Here is a 14,645-nt window from a genome sequence, read left to right on the forward strand (position 1 = left end):
CTGTCAGCCTGCCGACAACGGCAGCCACACGGTCGCGAGCAGCCCTCGCCCGTCTTCGCTCGCCTCCAGAATGATCTGTCCGTGGTGCTTGTCCAGCACCGACTTCACGATGGCCAGCCCCAGCCCGCTGCCGGACTGCGTCTGGTCGGGGTTGCGGAAGAAGCGGTCGAACACCCGCTCGCGCAGCGCCGGCGGAATGCCTGGGCCCTGGTCGGCCACGCGCAGCACCGCGCGTGTGCCTTCGCGGCCGACACGCACCCCGACAGTGCCGCCGTCGGGGCTGTACTTGACGGCGTTCTCGACCAGGTTGCTCACCATCGAGATCAGGCTCTCTCGCTCGCCGAACACCGGCACCGGGCCTTCGTCATCCAAGGCAAAGTCGAACTTCACGCCGCGCGCCTGCGCCAGCGGCCCGAGCAGCGCGATGCGCTCGCGTGCCAAGGCATCGAGCGCGAGCGCCTCGGGCACGGCGCCCTGCGACATGTCGTCGCTGCGCATCAGTTGCTGCAACTGCCCGACCAGCCGCGTCGCGCGGTCATTGCTGCGCAGCAGGTTGGCCATGAGCTCGCGCTGGCCTTCGTCGTTCGTCTGCGCCTTCAGTGTCTCGACGTTCACGCGCATCGCCTCGAGCGGCACCTGCAGTTCATTGGCCGCGTCGGCGATCAGCCCGCGTTCGCGCAGACCGCGGTCGCGCACGCTGCGCAGCAGGCCGTTGATGCTGCGCACCATTGGCCGCAGTTCCTTGTGCTGCGGCTCGAACGACAGCGGCGTGAGGTCGGCGGGGCCGCGCTCGGCGGTCTCCCGCGTCACCTGCCGCCAAGGCCGCAAGGCGAGCAGCACGGCCAGCCATGCGGGAAACACCAGGAACGGCAGGCTGATGAGCAACGGCAGGAAGTAGTAGCTGCGGTGGTCGACGTTGAAGTACAGCCGCAGGAACTTGGGCTCGGCCAGCATCACACGGGTGTCGAGCAGCGGCGAAACCATGGTCCGCGCGCGCAGCGACCGTTCGCCCAGCCGGATGACCTCCACCTTGCCGATGGTCTGGTTGACGATAGGCGGCACCGATTCGGTCGAGTTGTAGATGAGCTTGCCGCGCTGCCACACCTGCATGACCGGCGCCTTGTCCACCTCGGAAGAAAAGTCGCCCGAGGTCTCGAGCAGCGCCATGTCGAAGGCACGCAGCGTGGCTTGCTGGCGGTCCGGCGAGGCCGCGAGATTCTGCGCGGCGGCGATGATGCAGGCGAAGAGGGTGTCATAGCGCACGAGTTCGGGTAAGCGATTGGAGTCGTGCAGGAACAGGCCGACGATGCAGGCCCACAGCAGCCCGACCACCGAAATTTGCGCCAGCAGCAATCGCCGCAGCAGCGAGGGCTGAACCCAGCGCCGGCAACGTTGCCCGAGCGCGTGCCGCCACCCCGCGCGCATGGCGGCGCCCACGCCGGAGCCGGCGTTGTCCTGGACAGGCAAAGAATTCATGTGTCTCCTGGCGGCCGCTCGCTCCGGAATGGGTGCCGCGAGCGGCCGAAGTATCTGCCGAGTCTGCAAGCCGGAATTCAGCAAGCCTTCATGAAGCCGCTTGCGGACCCTCGGGCGACCTGGAGCGGCACGCCAGGCCTTCTAATTTTTAGAAGCCAAAGACATTTTCATGACACCAAAATCCTTGTCCAACAAAGCAAACGGCTTCGCCACGCCTTCTTATTTTGTCAACACTAAGTGGGTGCCAACCCCGACCTTTCGCGCAGCCCCGGCTCCTAGAATTTTTCAACGGCCTTGCGTCACGAGCGCGCTCGCCCCATCGAAACGAATTTGGAACAGGTTGAGTCAATGCAGAAAAAGCACAGGATTGCCGTCATTCCCGGAGACGGCATCGGCGTCGAGGTCATGCCCGAAGGTTTGCGCGTGCTCGATGCGGTCGGGCGCCGCTTCGGCATCGACTTCTCTTACGACCACTTCGACTGGGGCTCCGACCACTATGTGCGCACCGGCCTCATGATGCCGGCCGACTGGGCCGAAAAGATCCAGGGCCATGACGCCATCTACTTCGGCGCGGTGGGCGCGCCCGACAAGGTGCCCGACCACATCGCCGTGTGGGGCCTGCTCATCAAGATCCGCCGCGACTTCGACCAGTACGTGAACCTGCGCCCCGTGCGCCTGATGCCCGGCGTGCCCGGCCCGCTGGCGCACCGCAAGCCCGGCGACATCGACTTCCTGGTGGTGCGCGAGAACACCGAGGGCGAATACACCTCGGTGGGTGGGCGCCTGTTCGAGGGCACGCCGCGCGAAATGGCGATCCAGGAAGCGGTGTTCACCCGCGTCGGCGTGGACCGCATCATCGAATACGCATTCGAGCTGGCCAGCCGCCGCCCGCGCAAGAACCTGGTGGCCGCGACCAAGTCGAACGGCATTTCGGTGACCATGCCCTACTGGGACGAGCGCCTGGCCGAGATCGCCAAGCGCTATCCGGACATCGCGACCAGCAAGTACCACATCGACATCCTGTGCGCGCACTTCGTGCAGCACCCCGACTGGTTCGACGTGGTGGTGGCCTCCAACCTGTTCGGCGACATCCTGTCGGACCTGGGCCCGGCCTGCACCGGCACCATCGGCATCGCGCCGAGCGCCAACCTGAACCCGGAGCGCAAGTTTCCGTCGCTGTTCGAGCCGGTGCATGGCTCGGCGCCCGACATCGCGGGCAAGGGCATCGCCAACCCGATCGGCCAGATCTGGTCGGCCGCGCTGATGCTCGACCACCTGGGCAACAACGACCCGGTGTACGCGCAGGCTTCGGCCGCCGTCATCTCGGCCATCGAGACGGTGCTGAGCGAAGGCCCGCGCACGCGCGACATGGGCGGCACTGCGAACACGGTGGACGTGGGCCGCGCAATCGCCGATTGCATCTCGGCATGACGGCCAGCCCCTCATCCCTTTGCGGCCGGGGACACTGAGATGGGCCTGTTCCTGCTGAAGCGCACGCTGACGCTGATCGGCACGCTGGTCGGCGCGTCGATCATCGTGTTCCTGGTGCTGGAGATTCTTCCGGGCAACGCGGCGCAGATGCTGATGGGGCCGGATGCCTCGCCTGAAGCCGTGGCAGCGCTGGCCACCAAGCTCGGCCTCGACCAGCCCGCATGGACGCGCTACTGGCACTGGATCGGCGGCCTGCTCACCGGCAACCTCGGCGACAGCTACGCCTACAGCTCGCCGGTGCTCGACCTGATCCTGGAGCGCCTCGCGCTCACCATGCCGCTGGCCCTTCTGGCGATGTTCTTCACCACGGTGATCGCGCTGCTGGTGGGCGTGACCGCCGCGGCGCGCCACAACAAGCTCGGCGACGTCGGCCTGATGGGCATGGCCCAGGTCGGCATCGCCATTCCCAATTTCTGGTTCGCGATCCTGCTGATCCTCGTGTTCTCTGTGAAGCTGCAGTGGTTCTCCGCCGGTGGTTTCGAGGGCTGGGGTGACGGCTTCTTCTCGGGCATCAAGTCGCTGCTGCTGCCTGCCCTTTCCCTTGCGGTGGTGCAGGCCGCGATCCTCGCGCGCATCACGCGCTCGGCGGTGCTCGAGGTGATGCGCGAAGACTTCGTGCGCACCGCGCGGGCCAAGGGCGTGTCGCAGCGCATGGTGCTTTGGACCCATGTGCTGCGCAACGCGATGATCCCCGTCATCACGGTGATGGGCATGCAGTTCTCCGAACTGCTGGCCGGCACCATCGTGGTGGAGAACGTGTTCTATCTTCCCGGCCTCGGCCGGCTGATCTTCCAGGCCATCAGCAACCGCGACCTGATCGTGGTGCGCAACTGCGTGATGCTGCTCGCGGCCATGGTGGTCATCGTGAATTTCGTGGTCGACGTGCTCTATGCCGTGATCGACCCGCGCATCAAGGCCAGCGACATATGAACGCCATCACGGCCCCGGCCCCCAGCGCCGCGGCGCTCAAGCTCCCCGGCTTCTGGCAACGCGCGGTGAAGCACCGCAGCTTCGTCATCGGCGGCGTGCTGGCCGCGCTGCTGCTTGTCGCGGCGCTGGTGTCTTTCGTTTGGACGCCGTGGTCGCCGTATGCGATGGACATGGCCAACAAGATGCAGGCGCCCACGGGCTCGCACTGGCTGGGCACCGACGCATTCGGACGCGATGTAGCCTCGCTGCTGCTGGTGGGGGCGCGCGCATCCATCCTGGTCGGCGTGATCGCGGTGGGCATCGGCCTCGTGGTCGGCACCGCGCTGGGGCTGCTCGCGGCCGCCAGGCGTGGCTGGGTCGAGGAAGCCGTGATGCGCCTGTCGGACTTCACGCTGGCCTTCCCCGCGATTCTCTCGGCCATCATGATGACGGCCGTGTTCGGCGCGGGCATCGTGAATGCCATCGTGGCCATCGGCATCTACAACATCCCGACCTTCGCGCGCATCACCCGCGCGTCGGCCAACGCGATCTGGTCGCGCGAGTACGTGGCCGCGGCGCGTGCCTGCGGCAAGGGCTCCTTTGCCATCACCATGCAGCATGTGCTGCCGAACATCTCGGCGGTGCTGATCGTTCAGATCACGATCCGCTTCGCCATCGCCATCCTCGCGGAGGCTGCGCTCTCCTACCTCGGCCTGGGCACGCAACCGCCGCAACCGTCGTGGGGCCGCATGCTCAGCGAAGCGCAGACCCTGATGTTCCAGCAGCCGCTGCTGGCGGTGTTCCCCGGCATGGCGATCGCACTGGCGGTGCTGGGCCTGAACCTGCTGGGCGACGGCCTGCGCGACCTGCTCGACCCGCGCCTTGCCCGCGCACGCTGAGACCAAGATGCCCCTCCTCGAAGTCAACAATCTCCAGATCGGCCTGCAGACCCAGCGCGGTCCGGCGCAGGCCGTGCGCGGCATTTCGTTTTCGCTGGAGCGCGGCGAAACGCTGGGCATCGTCGGCGAATCGGGCTGCGGCAAGTCGATCACCGTGATGTCGCTCATGGGCCTGCTGCCCTCCAGCGCGCAGGTCACGGGCAGCATCAAGCTCGACGGGCAGGAGCTCGTCGGCCTGCCTGAAAAGCAGATGTGCCAGATCCGCGGCAATCGCATCGGCATGATCTTCCAGGAGCCGATGACGGCGCTGAACCCGGTGCACACCATCGCGCGCCAGGTCGGCGAGCCGCTGCAACTGCACCGCGGGCTGACCAAGGCACAGGCACGCAAGGAAGCACTGAGCCTGCTCGACCGGGTGGGCATTCCCGACGCGGCTTCGCGCCTCGACGCGTACCCGCACCAGTTCTCGGGCGGGCAGCGCCAGCGCATCGGCATCGCGATGGCACTGGCCTGCGGACCCGACCTGCTGATTGCCGACGAGCCCACCACGGCGCTCGACGTGACCATCCAGAAGCAGGTACTCGACCTGATCCAGAGCCTGGTCAAGGAAATGGGCATGGCGCTGATCCTGATCTCGCACGACCTCGGCGTGATCGCCAACAGCGTGAAGCGCATGCTGGTGATGTACGGCGGCAGCGCGGTGGAAAGCGGGCCGACCGACACGGTCTTCGCTGGCCGCGCGCATCCGTACACGCGCGGCCTGTTCGCGGCGCGCCCCGCTCTCGGCGCGGTGCGCGCCGGCCGGCTCCCGACCATCCGCGGCAGCGTGCCGGAGCTGGTCGACATGCCGCGCGGCTGCGCCTTCGCGGGCCGCTGCGCCCACACCATCGACCTGTGCCAGAGCACGCGGCCCCAGGCCACGCTGCTGCCGAACGACCACACGGTGCGCTGCCTGCGGCTCGGCGAGATCGCAGCGCTGAACGCCAAGGCCGCCGCCCTCCCCGCATGAGCCAGCCCACTACCGCCGGCCAGCCCTTGCTGGCCGTGAAGAACCTCTACCGCCACTACGCGCTGCCGCGCGAAAAGCTGTTCGGCCCGCCGCCTACGGTGAAGGCGCTCAATGGCGTGAGCTTCGAGGTGCAGGCCGGCAAGAGCGTGGGCATCGTCGGCGAATCGGGCTCTGGCAAGTCGACCATCGCGCGCCTGGTGATGGCGCTGGACACGCCCACGTCGGGCACCGTCTCGCTCGAAGGGCGCGACCTGCATGCGCTGCCCAAGGCCGAACTGCGCGCGGCGCGGCGCGATTTCCAGATGGTGTTCCAGGACCCGTACGGCTCGCTCGATCCGCGCCAGACCGTGGCGCGCATCGTCGCCGAGCCGCTGGAAGCGTTGGCAGAGACCAGCCGCGCCGAGCAGCGCGAGCGCGCCTCGGAAGCACTCGCCGCCGTCGGCCTGCGCACCACCGACATGGACAAGTACCCGCACGAGTTCTCGGGCGGGCAGCGCCAGCGCATCGCCATTGCGCGGGCGCTGATCACGCGGCCCAAGCTCATCGTGGCCGACGAGCCGGTGAGCGCGCTCGACGTGTCCGTGCAGGCCCAGGTGCTCAACCTCATGCAGGACCTGCAGCAGCAGTTCGGCATCAGCTACCTGCTCATCAGCCACGACCTCGCGGTGGTCAACCACCTGTGCGACGAAGTGTGCGTGGTGTTCAAGGGCCGCATCGTGGAGCGAGGCCGCCCGGCCGATCTCTTCGCGCATGCGCAGCACGAGTACACCCGCACGCTGCTTTCCGCCGTGCTGCACACGCCGTCCCGCTAGGCAAGGCCGGCTCCCAATTTCTCCCTCACCTCCAGGAACTATCGAATGTTGAAGCGACGCACACTCATGACTTCCGCCATGGCCGCGGCAATCCCGGGTGTCTTCCTGCCCCAGGCGCGCGCCCAGGCCGGCAAGAACACGCTGACGATCGGCATGCCGCTCGAGCCGCCGGGCCTGGACCCGACCACCGGTGCCGCATCGGCCATTGCGGAGATCACGCAGTACAACATCTTCGAGACGCTCACCAAGGTGAACGCCGACGGCTCGGTCACGCCGATGCTGGCGGAGAGCTGGTCCTCGTCGCCAGACATGAAGACCTTCGTCTTCAAGCTGCGCAAGGGCGTGCGCTTCGAGAATGGCCAGCCCTTCAACGCGCACACGGTGAAGTTCTCGTTCGACCGCGCGGGCGGCGCCAAGAGCACCAACAAGGACAAGCGCTTCTTCAGCGAAATCGGCACCGTGGTGCTCGACGAATACACGGTGGGCGTGAACAGCACGCTGCCCAACCCCGACCTGCCCTTCATGCTGGGGCAGTCGACCGCCTGCATCGTCGAGCCCAAGAGCGCCGACACCAATGCCACCGCGCCGGTGGGCACCGGTCCGTACAAGCTGAGCGCATGGCAGCGCGGCGCCTCGTGCACGCTGGTCAAGTCGCCGAGCTACCGCGACCCGAACATCGCGAAGGTTCCGAAGTTCGTGTTCCGCTTCATGTCCGACACCGCCGCGCAGACCGCCGCGCTGATGGCCAACGACATCGACATCTTCCCGCGCGCAGGCACGCGCTCGGTCGCGCAGTTCAAGGGCAACCCGCGCTTCCAGGTGATCGAGGTCGGCACGCGCGGCAAGGTGATCCTGACCATCAACAACCGCAAGAAGCCGCTGGACGACGTGCGCGTGCGCCGCGCCATCCTGGCGGCCATCGACCGCAACGCGATCATCCAGGGCGCGGCGGACGGCTTCGGCAAGCCCATCGGCAGCCACTACGCCATGGGCGCGCCGGGCTTCGTCGACACCACGGCGATGAACCCCTTCGACATCGAGAAGGCGAAGAAGCTGCTGGCAGAAGCCGGCGTGAAGACGCCGCTCGAACTGCGCCTGCAACTGCCCCCGCCTTCTTATGCACGCCAGGGCGGCGAGATGATCGCCGCGCAACTGGCGCAGATCGGCATCAACGTGAAGATCCAGAACGTGGAATGGGCCCAGTGGCTCAGCGGCACCTTCGGCGGCGCACATGACTTCGACCTGACGATGGTCGCGCACGTGGAGCCCTTCGACCTCGTGAAGTACACCGAGCCCGACTACTACTGGGGCTACGACTCGAAGAAGTTCCGCGACCTGTTCGTCACCATCCAGAACGAAGAGAACAAGAAGCGCCGCGCCGACCTGCTGGCCGACGCCCAGCGCATGCTGGCCACCGATGCGGTCAACGGCTTCCTCTACCAGGCGGTGTTCCCGACCATCGCGCGCAAGGAAGTGAAGGGCCTGTGGCCGAGCATGCCGATCGTGGTGAACGACCTGGCAGCGATTTCGTGGGGTTGATGCGATGACGACCAAGCCCCTCTATTCGCTGAGCGTGCAGGAGCTGCACGCGGCCTATGCCGCCAAGGAACTGTCGCCGGTGGAAGTGGCGCGCTCGGTCAACGAGCGCATCGCCGCCTACGAGCCCGAGCTGCACGCAACCTGGCTGTTCCGCCCCGAGCTTGCGCTCGAGCAGGCGCGCGCCTCCGAGGCCCGCTGGCTGGCCGGCAAGCCGCGCGGCACGCTCGACGGCGTGCCAGTGACCATCAAGGACAACCTCGCCACCGAAGGCGACCCGATGCCGCTGGGCACCGCCGCCTACGACCTGGTGCCGATGGCGCAGGACTCCCCGCCCGCCGCTCGCCTGAAGGAAGACGGCACGGTGCTGGTCGCCAAGACTACGATGCCCGACCTGGGCATGCTGTCGTCGGGCCTGTCGAGCTTCCATGAACTCTCTCGCAATCCGTGGGACCTCTCGCGCACGCCAGGCGGCTCCAGCGCGGGCGCCGGTGCGGCGGCTGCCGCAGGCTACGGCCCCTTGCACGTGGGCACGGACATCGGCGGCTCGCTGCGCCTGCCAGCCAACTGGTGCGGCATCTACACGCTCAAGCCCAGCTTCGGCCGCATTCCGCTGAGCACGCCCTACATGGGCCGCTGCGCCGGTCCGATGACGCGCACGGTGGCCGATGCGGCGCTGATGATGGCGTCAGTGGCGCAACCCGACGACCGCGATTACTCGGAACTGCCGCCGCCGGTCATCGACTGGAACGCCTTCGAGGTCGATCCGTCGTTCCTCAAGGGCAAGCGCGTGGCGCTGCACATGGACGCGGGCTGCGGCCTGCCGCTCGATCCGCAGATCGCCGAGGCGGTGCGCCGTGCAGCCAAGCGCATTGAAGCCGCCGGCGCGCACGTCGAGGAAATCCCTGCCTTCATGACGCCGAAGATGCTGCAGGGCATGGACCACTTCTGGCGCATGCGCTCGTGCATCGACATCCAGGCGATGCCGGCCGAGAAACGCGCGAAGATCCTGCCGTACATCCGCGACTGGGCCGAGAGCGCGGCAGGCTTCTCTGGCGCGCACATCTTCGACGCCTACAGCCAGTTCATTGCCACGCGCGCGGCCACGGTCGCCGCGACCAAGGCCTACGACTTCGTGATCTCCCCGGTGTCGCCCAACCTGCCGGCGCCTGCCGACCACGCCTCGCCGACGAACGATCCGATGCTGCCGCTGGAACACATCGGCTTCACGGTGCCCTACAACATGTCGGAACAGCCGGCCGCGTCCATCAACTGCGGCTACTCGGCCGAAGGCCTGCAGGGCATGCCGATCGGCCTGCAGATTGCCGGGCGCCGCTTCGACGACCTGGGCGTGCTGCAGTTCAGCCGCGCCTTCGAGCAGATCCGCGAAGCACAGAAACCCTGGCCGGAACCCAAGTGATCCGCCGCAAGGAGACATTGACCCCATGAACGCCACCCACTACATCGACGGACGCCGCGCGGCGTCCGAAGGCAAGGCCACCATCGACGTGATCGACCCGAGCGACGGCCAGAAATTCGGCGAGATCGCGCGCGGCACCGCCGCCGACATCGACACGGCCGTGCGCGCGGCGCGCCGGGCCCTGGGCGACAACTTCGACGGTCCCTGGGGCGAGATGACGGCGCTGCAGCGCGGCCGCCTGCTCAGCAAGCTAGGCGCCGCCGTCATGGCGCACCACGAAGAGCTGGCCCAACTCGAAGCCCGCGACACCGGCAAGGCGCTGCGCGTGGCGCGCAACGACGCGACCGCGCTGGCCCGCTACATGGAGTACTACGCCGGCGCCTGCGACAAGCTGCACGGCGACACGCTGCCTTATGAGCGCGGCTACACGGTGCTGACGGTGCGCATTCCGCACGGCGTGACCGGCCACATCATTCCCTGGAACTATCCGATGCAGATCGCGGGCCGCAGCGTGGGCGCATCGCTCGCCGCCGGCAACGCCTGCGTGGTGAAGCCGGCCGAGGACGCCAGCCTGTCGCTGCTGCGGCTCGCCGAGCTTGCGACGGAAGTCGGCTTCCCGGCCGGCGCTCTCAACGTGGTGACGGGCTACGGCAAGGAAGCCGGCGCTGCGCTGTGCGCGCACCCGGGCATCGACCACATCTCCTTCACCGGCTCGACCATGACCGGCCGCAGCGTGGGCCTGGCCGCCGCCGAGCGCCACTGCCCGGTGACGCTGGAGCTGGGCGGCAAGTCGCCGCAGATCGTGTTCGCCGACGCCGACCTCGACGCGGCCGAGCCGGTGCTGCTCAACGCCATCATCCAGAACGCGGGCCAGACCTGCTCGGCCGGCAGCCGCGTGCTGGTGGAACAGTCGGTCTACGAAGAGGTAGTGCAGCGGCTCGCAAAGCGCTTCGCCGCCGTGCGCGCGGGCACGCCCGCCGAAGACCTCGACATGGGCCCGCTCATCAATGAAAAGCAGTTCCGCCAGGTGCGCGACATGGTCGCGACCGCCGAGGCCGCAGGCCTGAAAGTGGCGGCGCGCGGCACGGTGTCGACCAACGCATCGTCCACCGGCTACTACCAGGAGGCAGTGCTGTTCCGCGACGTGCCGCACTACAGCGATCTGGCGCAGCGCGAAATCTTCGGCCCAGTGCTGGTCGTGATGCCCTTCGCCGACGAGGCAGAGGCGGTGCGCCTGGCCAACGGCACGGACTTCGGACTGGTGGCCGGCGTTTGGACCCGCGACGGCGCGCGCCAGCTGCGCATGGCGCACAAGCTGCACTGCGGGCAGGTCTTCGTCAACAATTACGGTGCGGCGGGTGGTGTAGAACTGCCCTTCGGCGGCGTGAAATCCAGCGGCTTCGGCCGCGAGAAGGGCTTCGAGGCCCTGCTCGGATTCACGACCCTCAAGACCATCGCAATCAAGCACGGATGAAGACAACACATGACAACCACTGAACAGCAAACGCCGCGCAAGGTCGGCCTCGTCGGCGTCGGCCTGATGGGCCACGGCATCGCCAGCAACATCGTCAAGCACGGCCACCAGCTGACCGTGCTGGAACACGCGGGCAACCAGCCGATCGACGGCCTGCTGAAGGCCGGCGCCACTTCGGTGAAGGACGTGGCCGCGCTGGCCGCGCAGGTCGACGTGCTGATCCTTTGCGTGACAGGCACGCCGCAGGTCGAGGCCGTGATGCTGGGCGACAAGGGCGCGCTCTCCGCGCTGCGCACCGGCACGGTCGTGATCGACTGCTCGACGGCAGTGCCCGCCTCCACCGCCAAGGTGGCCGAGGCGGTGAGCGCCAAGGGCGGCAAGTTCATCGACGCGCCCATGACGCGCACCGCCAAGGAAGCCGCCGAAGGACGCCTGAACCTGCTGGTGGGCGGCGACGCCGAGGTGCTGGCCTCGTGCCTGCCGCTGCTGCGCTGCTTTGCCGAGAACATCACGCACGTGGGCGGCATCGGCGCCGGCCACGCGATGAAGCTGCTGCACAACTTCGTGTCGCTGGGCACCGTGGCGTTGCTGTGCGAGGCCGCGGCATGTGCGGAGCGCGCCGGCGTGAAGCCCGAAGTGTTCGTCGATGTGCTGGCCAAGGGCGGCGGCAACGGCGTGGCGCTGGAACGCGTCAAGCCCAAGCTGCTGACGGGCGGCACCGACTCGCTGAAGTTCTCGATGGCGAATGCCAAGAAGGACCTGGGCTACTACAACGACATGGCGGAGCAGTCGTCTTCCAGCCATGGCATTGCGCAGGCCGTGGATGCGCTGCTGACGCAAGGTGTCGAGAAGTTCGGCGGCGACCGGATGGTGCTCGACCTGGTCGAAGCGTTGCGCTGATTGCCAGATCGCTTAAGTCCTTGATTTTGTTGGACTTAGCGTGAGCGAATATGGTGGAGCTGGGGGGATTTGAACCCCCGTCCGCAAGCCTTCATCGCGCAGTTCTACATGTTTAGTGATCTGATTTAAGTCTCGCTTCCGGAACCGCGCAGTCACACGCTAAACCGGACGCCAGCACCCTATTTTCTCGCCTCGACCCAAGGTACCCGGATCGAAGCCAGCCCATGTAATTATCCTTGTAGCCGGGAGGTCAGGATTGCTCCAGACCCCCTTGCCCAGCCCATCGGCCAACTGTTACAAGGCTCACTGGCAATTAAGCAGCGAGTGCGAAACGTTCGTCGTTTGCAGTTAGTTTGTTTGAATCTGTTTTACGAGCGCATTCAGCTCGACATGCCCCGCTGCGACTCCGAACCCACGTCGAAACCAGTGCAGCCCCAAGCGACCCATTTTAGGCGCTATTGAGTAACTTCAAGAGCTCCATGGGCGAAGATATTGATGCGTCGGCCTTCCAGAGGGCCGAATCGGCTTGCGAACCCATGTAGCCGTAGGTGGCGGCAACGGTGCGCATGCCTGCCGCCCGGCCCGCGATGATGTCCCGCTCGTCGTCGCCGACGTACATGCAGGCGTCGGAAGGCACGCCGAGCCTGCGTGCGGCCTCGTGCAGCGGCTCGGGATGCGGTTTGGCGAACGGCGTGGTGTCGCCGCTGATCACCGCGCCCGCGGTCTCGAAGAGCGGGATGGCACGCGTCAGCGGATCGGTGAATCGCATCGACTTGTTGGTCACGACGCCCCACAGCAGCCCCTGCCCGCGCAGCGCCTCGATCAACGCATGAACGCCGTCGAACACCTGCGTGTTGAGCAGCATGCGGCGCTCGTAGGTCACGAAGAACTCTTCGCGCAGTTCGTCGAACTCGGGCGACTCCGGCGTGATGCCGAAGGCCACGCCGAGCATGCCCCGCGCACCGGCGCCCGCCATCGGTCGGTATCTTTCGAGCGGATACGACGCCAGGCCGCGATCGGTACGCATCTTGTCGGCTGCGGCGCCCAGGTCGGGGGCGCTGTCGATCAGCGTGCCGTCGAGGTCGAACAGCACGGCTTGTGTCTTCAGCACCCTGCTCATGCTGGAGTGCCCGGCTTCTGGGTGGCGAACATGTAGTTGACGCTGGTGTCGCCACTGAGCCAGTAGCGGCGACTCAGCGGGTTGTGCTCCATGCCCCGGGTGTGCCGCAGGTCGAGCCCGGCGGCCCTGCAGTAGGCGGCCAGTTCGCTGGGGCGGATCAATTTCGCGTACTCATGCGTCCCACGCGGCAGCATGCCAAGCACGTATTCGGCGCCCACTATCGCCAGCATGAAGGACTTCAGGTTTCGGTTGATGGTCGAGAAGAACACCCATCCGCCTGGTTTCACCAGGTCCGCGCAGGCCTGAATCACCGAAGCCGGTTGCGGCACATGCTCGAGCATTTCCATGCAGGTGACGACATCGAAGCTCCCCGGCTGCTCGGCGGCCAGAGCCTCTGCGCTGATTTCGCGGTACTTCACGCCGCGCGTACCGGCTTCGAGCGCATGAAGCTGCGCCACCTTGAGCGCCTTGCCGGCCAGGTCGATGCCCAGCACTTCCGCGCCCTTGCGGGCCATCGAATCGGTCAGGATGCCACCGCCGCAGCCGATATCGAGCACTCGGCGCTGCGAAATAGGCGCAATACCGTCAATCCATTCCAGGCGCAATGGATTGATTTCGTGCAGCGGTCGGAATTCGCTTTCCAAATCCCACCAACGGTGCGCGAGTTCTGAAAACTTGGCCAGTTCGGCCGGATCGGCATTCACGTTTTCTGTCATGCAGTGATTATGAAACGAGCGATACCCGGCAAACCCAGAAGAGGCTTTGTTGAATGAGCCGCCAAGAATTCGCGGGCATAAAAAAACCCCGCCGTAGCGGGGTTTTCATGATCGATGGAATCGATTGATTAGTTGGCGCGGGTGCCGACCACTTCGATTTCCACGCGACGGTTCTTGGCGCGACCTTCCTTGGTCTTGTTGTCAGCCACAGGCTGCGACTTGCCCTTGCCTTCGGTGTAGACGCGGTTGCGTTCGATGCCCTTCGAGACCAGGAAGGCCTTGACGGCTTCAGCGCGACGGACCGACAGACGCTGGTTGTAGGCAACCGTACCGATCGAGTCGGTGTGGCCCACAGCGATGATCACTTCGAGGTTGACGCCACGGATCTTCTCGACCAAGTCGGTCAGCTTCGCGCGACCTTCAGGCTTCAGAACCGACTTGTCGAAGTCGAAGAAGGCGTCAGCAGCGAAGGTAACCTTCGAAGCGGCGACTTGCTGGGGGGTCGGCGGAACCGGAGCAGCAGGCGTAGGCGTCGCAGCAACCGGGGCGGCAGGAACCAGAGCACCGTCGCAACCAGCAGCAGCCGTTGCGGGCGTCCAGTTGGCATCGCGCCAGCACAGTTCATTCGTGCCGTTCTTCCAAACCAGTTCGCCGGTGCCGTTTTGCCAGTTGTCGATCGTAGGACCGCCGTCCGCAGCGGTGACACGGGTCTGCGCGCCGGCGGCAGTGGCGAGCGCAGCGACTGCAAACATCATCGCCACTTTATTCAGTTTCTTCATGGTTCTCCTCTTGGGGAAAAAGCCGCAGCCGCGCTGCGAATCAAGGACGCTTTAAGTGACCACCACCCAAAACGTTGAGGCGATTGTGCCATAGGGTCTTTGGC

13 protein-coding genes and 1 other RNA gene are annotated in these 14,645 nt (G+C 66.4%); 9 read left to right on the forward strand and 5 right to left on the reverse strand.

Annotated elements, in window-relative coordinates:
• Positions 1–3: 3 nt before the first annotated feature.
• A complete protein-coding gene (locus ACQY8B_RS15920; protein WP_422087601.1) occupies positions 4–1,476 on the reverse strand; it encodes a sensor histidine kinase in 1,473 nt (490 codons plus the stop codon).
• A 348-nt stretch (positions 1,477–1,824) separates the two neighbouring features.
• Between ACQY8B_RS15920 and ACQY8B_RS15925 the strand changes: the two genes are divergently transcribed.
• Genes ACQY8B_RS15925 through ACQY8B_RS15965 form a run of 9 tightly spaced genes read left to right on the forward strand, consistent with a single transcriptional unit; the run spans position 1,825 to position 11,926 of the window.
• Positions 1,825–2,907, forward strand: coding sequence for a tartrate dehydrogenase (locus ACQY8B_RS15925; protein ID WP_422087602.1), 1,083 nt, complete (start codon positions 1,825–1,827; stop codon positions 2,905–2,907).
• A 39-nt stretch (positions 2,908–2,946) separates the two neighbouring features.
• The gene (locus ACQY8B_RS15930; protein WP_422087603.1) at positions 2,947–3,897 is read left to right on the forward strand and encodes an ABC transporter permease; all 951 of its coding nucleotides are present in this window, start codon (positions 2,947–2,949) and stop codon (positions 3,895–3,897) included.
• On the forward strand, positions 3,894–4,775 hold the full coding sequence (locus tag ACQY8B_RS15935; protein ID WP_422087604.1) for an ABC transporter permease: 882 nt from the start codon (positions 3,894–3,896) through the stop codon (positions 4,773–4,775). Before ACQY8B_RS15930 ends, ACQY8B_RS15935 begins: the two co-directional genes overlap by 4 nt.
• A 7-nt stretch (positions 4,776–4,782) precedes the next feature.
• Positions 4,783–5,784 (forward strand): ABC transporter ATP-binding protein, encoded by a 1,002-nt coding sequence (locus ACQY8B_RS15940; protein ID WP_422087605.1) that lies wholly within the window; start codon positions 4,783–4,785, stop codon positions 5,782–5,784.
• Positions 5,781–6,596: an ATP-binding cassette domain-containing protein gene (locus tag ACQY8B_RS15945; RefSeq protein WP_422087606.1), complete on the forward strand. Its 816-nt coding sequence runs from the start codon at positions 5,781–5,783 to the stop codon at positions 6,594–6,596. The genes ACQY8B_RS15940 and ACQY8B_RS15945 overlap by 4 nt, the downstream gene beginning before the upstream one ends.
• 45 nt (positions 6,597–6,641) lie before the next feature.
• Positions 6,642–8,135: an ABC transporter substrate-binding protein gene (locus ACQY8B_RS15950; protein ID WP_422087607.1), complete on the forward strand. Its 1,494-nt coding sequence runs from the start codon at positions 6,642–6,644 to the stop codon at positions 8,133–8,135.
• Between the two features lie 4 nt (positions 8,136–8,139).
• Entirely contained in the window at positions 8,140–9,552 is a 1,413-nt protein-coding gene (locus ACQY8B_RS15955; protein WP_422087608.1) for an amidase, read from the forward strand.
• 25 nt (positions 9,553–9,577) lie between these two features.
• A complete protein-coding gene (locus ACQY8B_RS15960) occupies positions 9,578–11,026 on the forward strand; it encodes an aldehyde dehydrogenase family protein (RefSeq protein ID WP_422087609.1) in 1,449 nt (482 codons plus the stop codon).
• 9 nt (positions 11,027–11,035) lie between these two features.
• Positions 11,036–11,926, forward strand: a complete 891-nt coding sequence (locus tag ACQY8B_RS15965; protein WP_422087610.1) for an NAD(P)-dependent oxidoreductase — start codon at positions 11,036–11,038, stop codon at positions 11,924–11,926.
• 51 nt (positions 11,927–11,977) lie between these two features.
• On the opposite strand, the gene ssrA is transcribed toward ACQY8B_RS15965, so the two are convergent.
• The 4 genes from ssrA to ompA all read right to left on the reverse strand — a co-directional run bounded on the left by ssrA (position 11,978) and on the right by ompA (position 14,541).
• Positions 11,978–12,362: a transfer-messenger RNA gene (gene ssrA, locus ACQY8B_RS15970) on the reverse strand.
• A 12-nt stretch (positions 12,363–12,374) separates the two neighbouring features.
• A complete protein-coding gene (gene gph, locus ACQY8B_RS15975) occupies positions 12,375–13,046 on the reverse strand; it encodes a phosphoglycolate phosphatase (protein ID WP_422087611.1) in 672 nt (223 codons plus the stop codon).
• Positions 13,043–13,762 (reverse strand): bifunctional 2-polyprenyl-6-hydroxyphenol methylase/3-demethylubiquinol 3-O-methyltransferase UbiG, encoded by a 720-nt coding sequence (gene ubiG / locus ACQY8B_RS15980; protein ID WP_422087612.1) that lies wholly within the window; start codon positions 13,760–13,762, stop codon positions 13,043–13,045. Before ubiG ends, gph begins: the two co-directional genes overlap by 4 nt.
• 128 nt (positions 13,763–13,890) lie before the next feature.
• Positions 13,891–14,541, reverse strand: coding sequence for an outer membrane protein OmpA (gene ompA, locus ACQY8B_RS15985; RefSeq protein ID WP_422087613.1), 651 nt, complete (start codon positions 14,539–14,541; stop codon positions 13,891–13,893).
• Between the last annotated feature and the right edge of the window lie 104 nt (positions 14,542–14,645).

The organism is Variovorax sp. (assembly GCF_965279555.1).
Taxonomy (GTDB): domain Bacteria; phylum Pseudomonadota; class Gammaproteobacteria; order Burkholderiales; family Burkholderiaceae_C; genus Variovorax.

Bases quoted from the DNA above. Each gene is read 5' to 3' on its own strand.
- ACQY8B_RS15920 (WP_422087601.1), bottom strand. From the start codon at position 1,476: ATGAATTCTTTGCCTGTCCAGGACAACGCCGGCTCCGGCGTGGGCGCC.
- ACQY8B_RS15925 (WP_422087602.1), top strand. From the start codon at position 1,825: ATGCAGAAAAAGCACAGGATTGCCGTCATTCCCGGAGACGGCATCGGC.
- ACQY8B_RS15930 (WP_422087603.1), top strand. From the start codon at position 2,947: ATGGGCCTGTTCCTGCTGAAGCGCACGCTGACGCTGATCGGCACGCTG.
- ACQY8B_RS15935 (WP_422087604.1), top strand. From the start codon at position 3,894: ATGAACGCCATCACGGCCCCGGCCCCCAGCGCCGCGGCGCTCAAGCTC.
- ACQY8B_RS15940 (WP_422087605.1), top strand. From the start codon at position 4,783: ATGCCCCTCCTCGAAGTCAACAATCTCCAGATCGGCCTGCAGACCCAG.
- ACQY8B_RS15945 (WP_422087606.1), top strand. From the start codon at position 5,781: ATGAGCCAGCCCACTACCGCCGGCCAGCCCTTGCTGGCCGTGAAGAAC.
- ACQY8B_RS15950 (WP_422087607.1), top strand. From the start codon at position 6,642: ATGTTGAAGCGACGCACACTCATGACTTCCGCCATGGCCGCGGCAATC.
- ACQY8B_RS15955 (WP_422087608.1), top strand. From the start codon at position 8,140: ATGACGACCAAGCCCCTCTATTCGCTGAGCGTGCAGGAGCTGCACGCG.
- ACQY8B_RS15960 (WP_422087609.1), top strand. From the start codon at position 9,578: ATGAACGCCACCCACTACATCGACGGACGCCGCGCGGCGTCCGAAGGC.
- ACQY8B_RS15965 (WP_422087610.1), top strand. From the start codon at position 11,036: ATGACAACCACTGAACAGCAAACGCCGCGCAAGGTCGGCCTCGTCGGC.
- gph (WP_422087611.1), bottom strand. From the start codon at position 13,046: ATGAGCAGGGTGCTGAAGACACAAGCCGTGCTGTTCGACCTCGACGGC.
- ubiG (WP_422087612.1), bottom strand. From the start codon at position 13,762: ATGACAGAAAACGTGAATGCCGATCCGGCCGAACTGGCCAAGTTTTCA.
- ompA (WP_422087613.1), bottom strand. From the start codon at position 14,541: ATGAAGAAACTGAATAAAGTGGCGATGATGTTTGCAGTCGCTGCGCTC.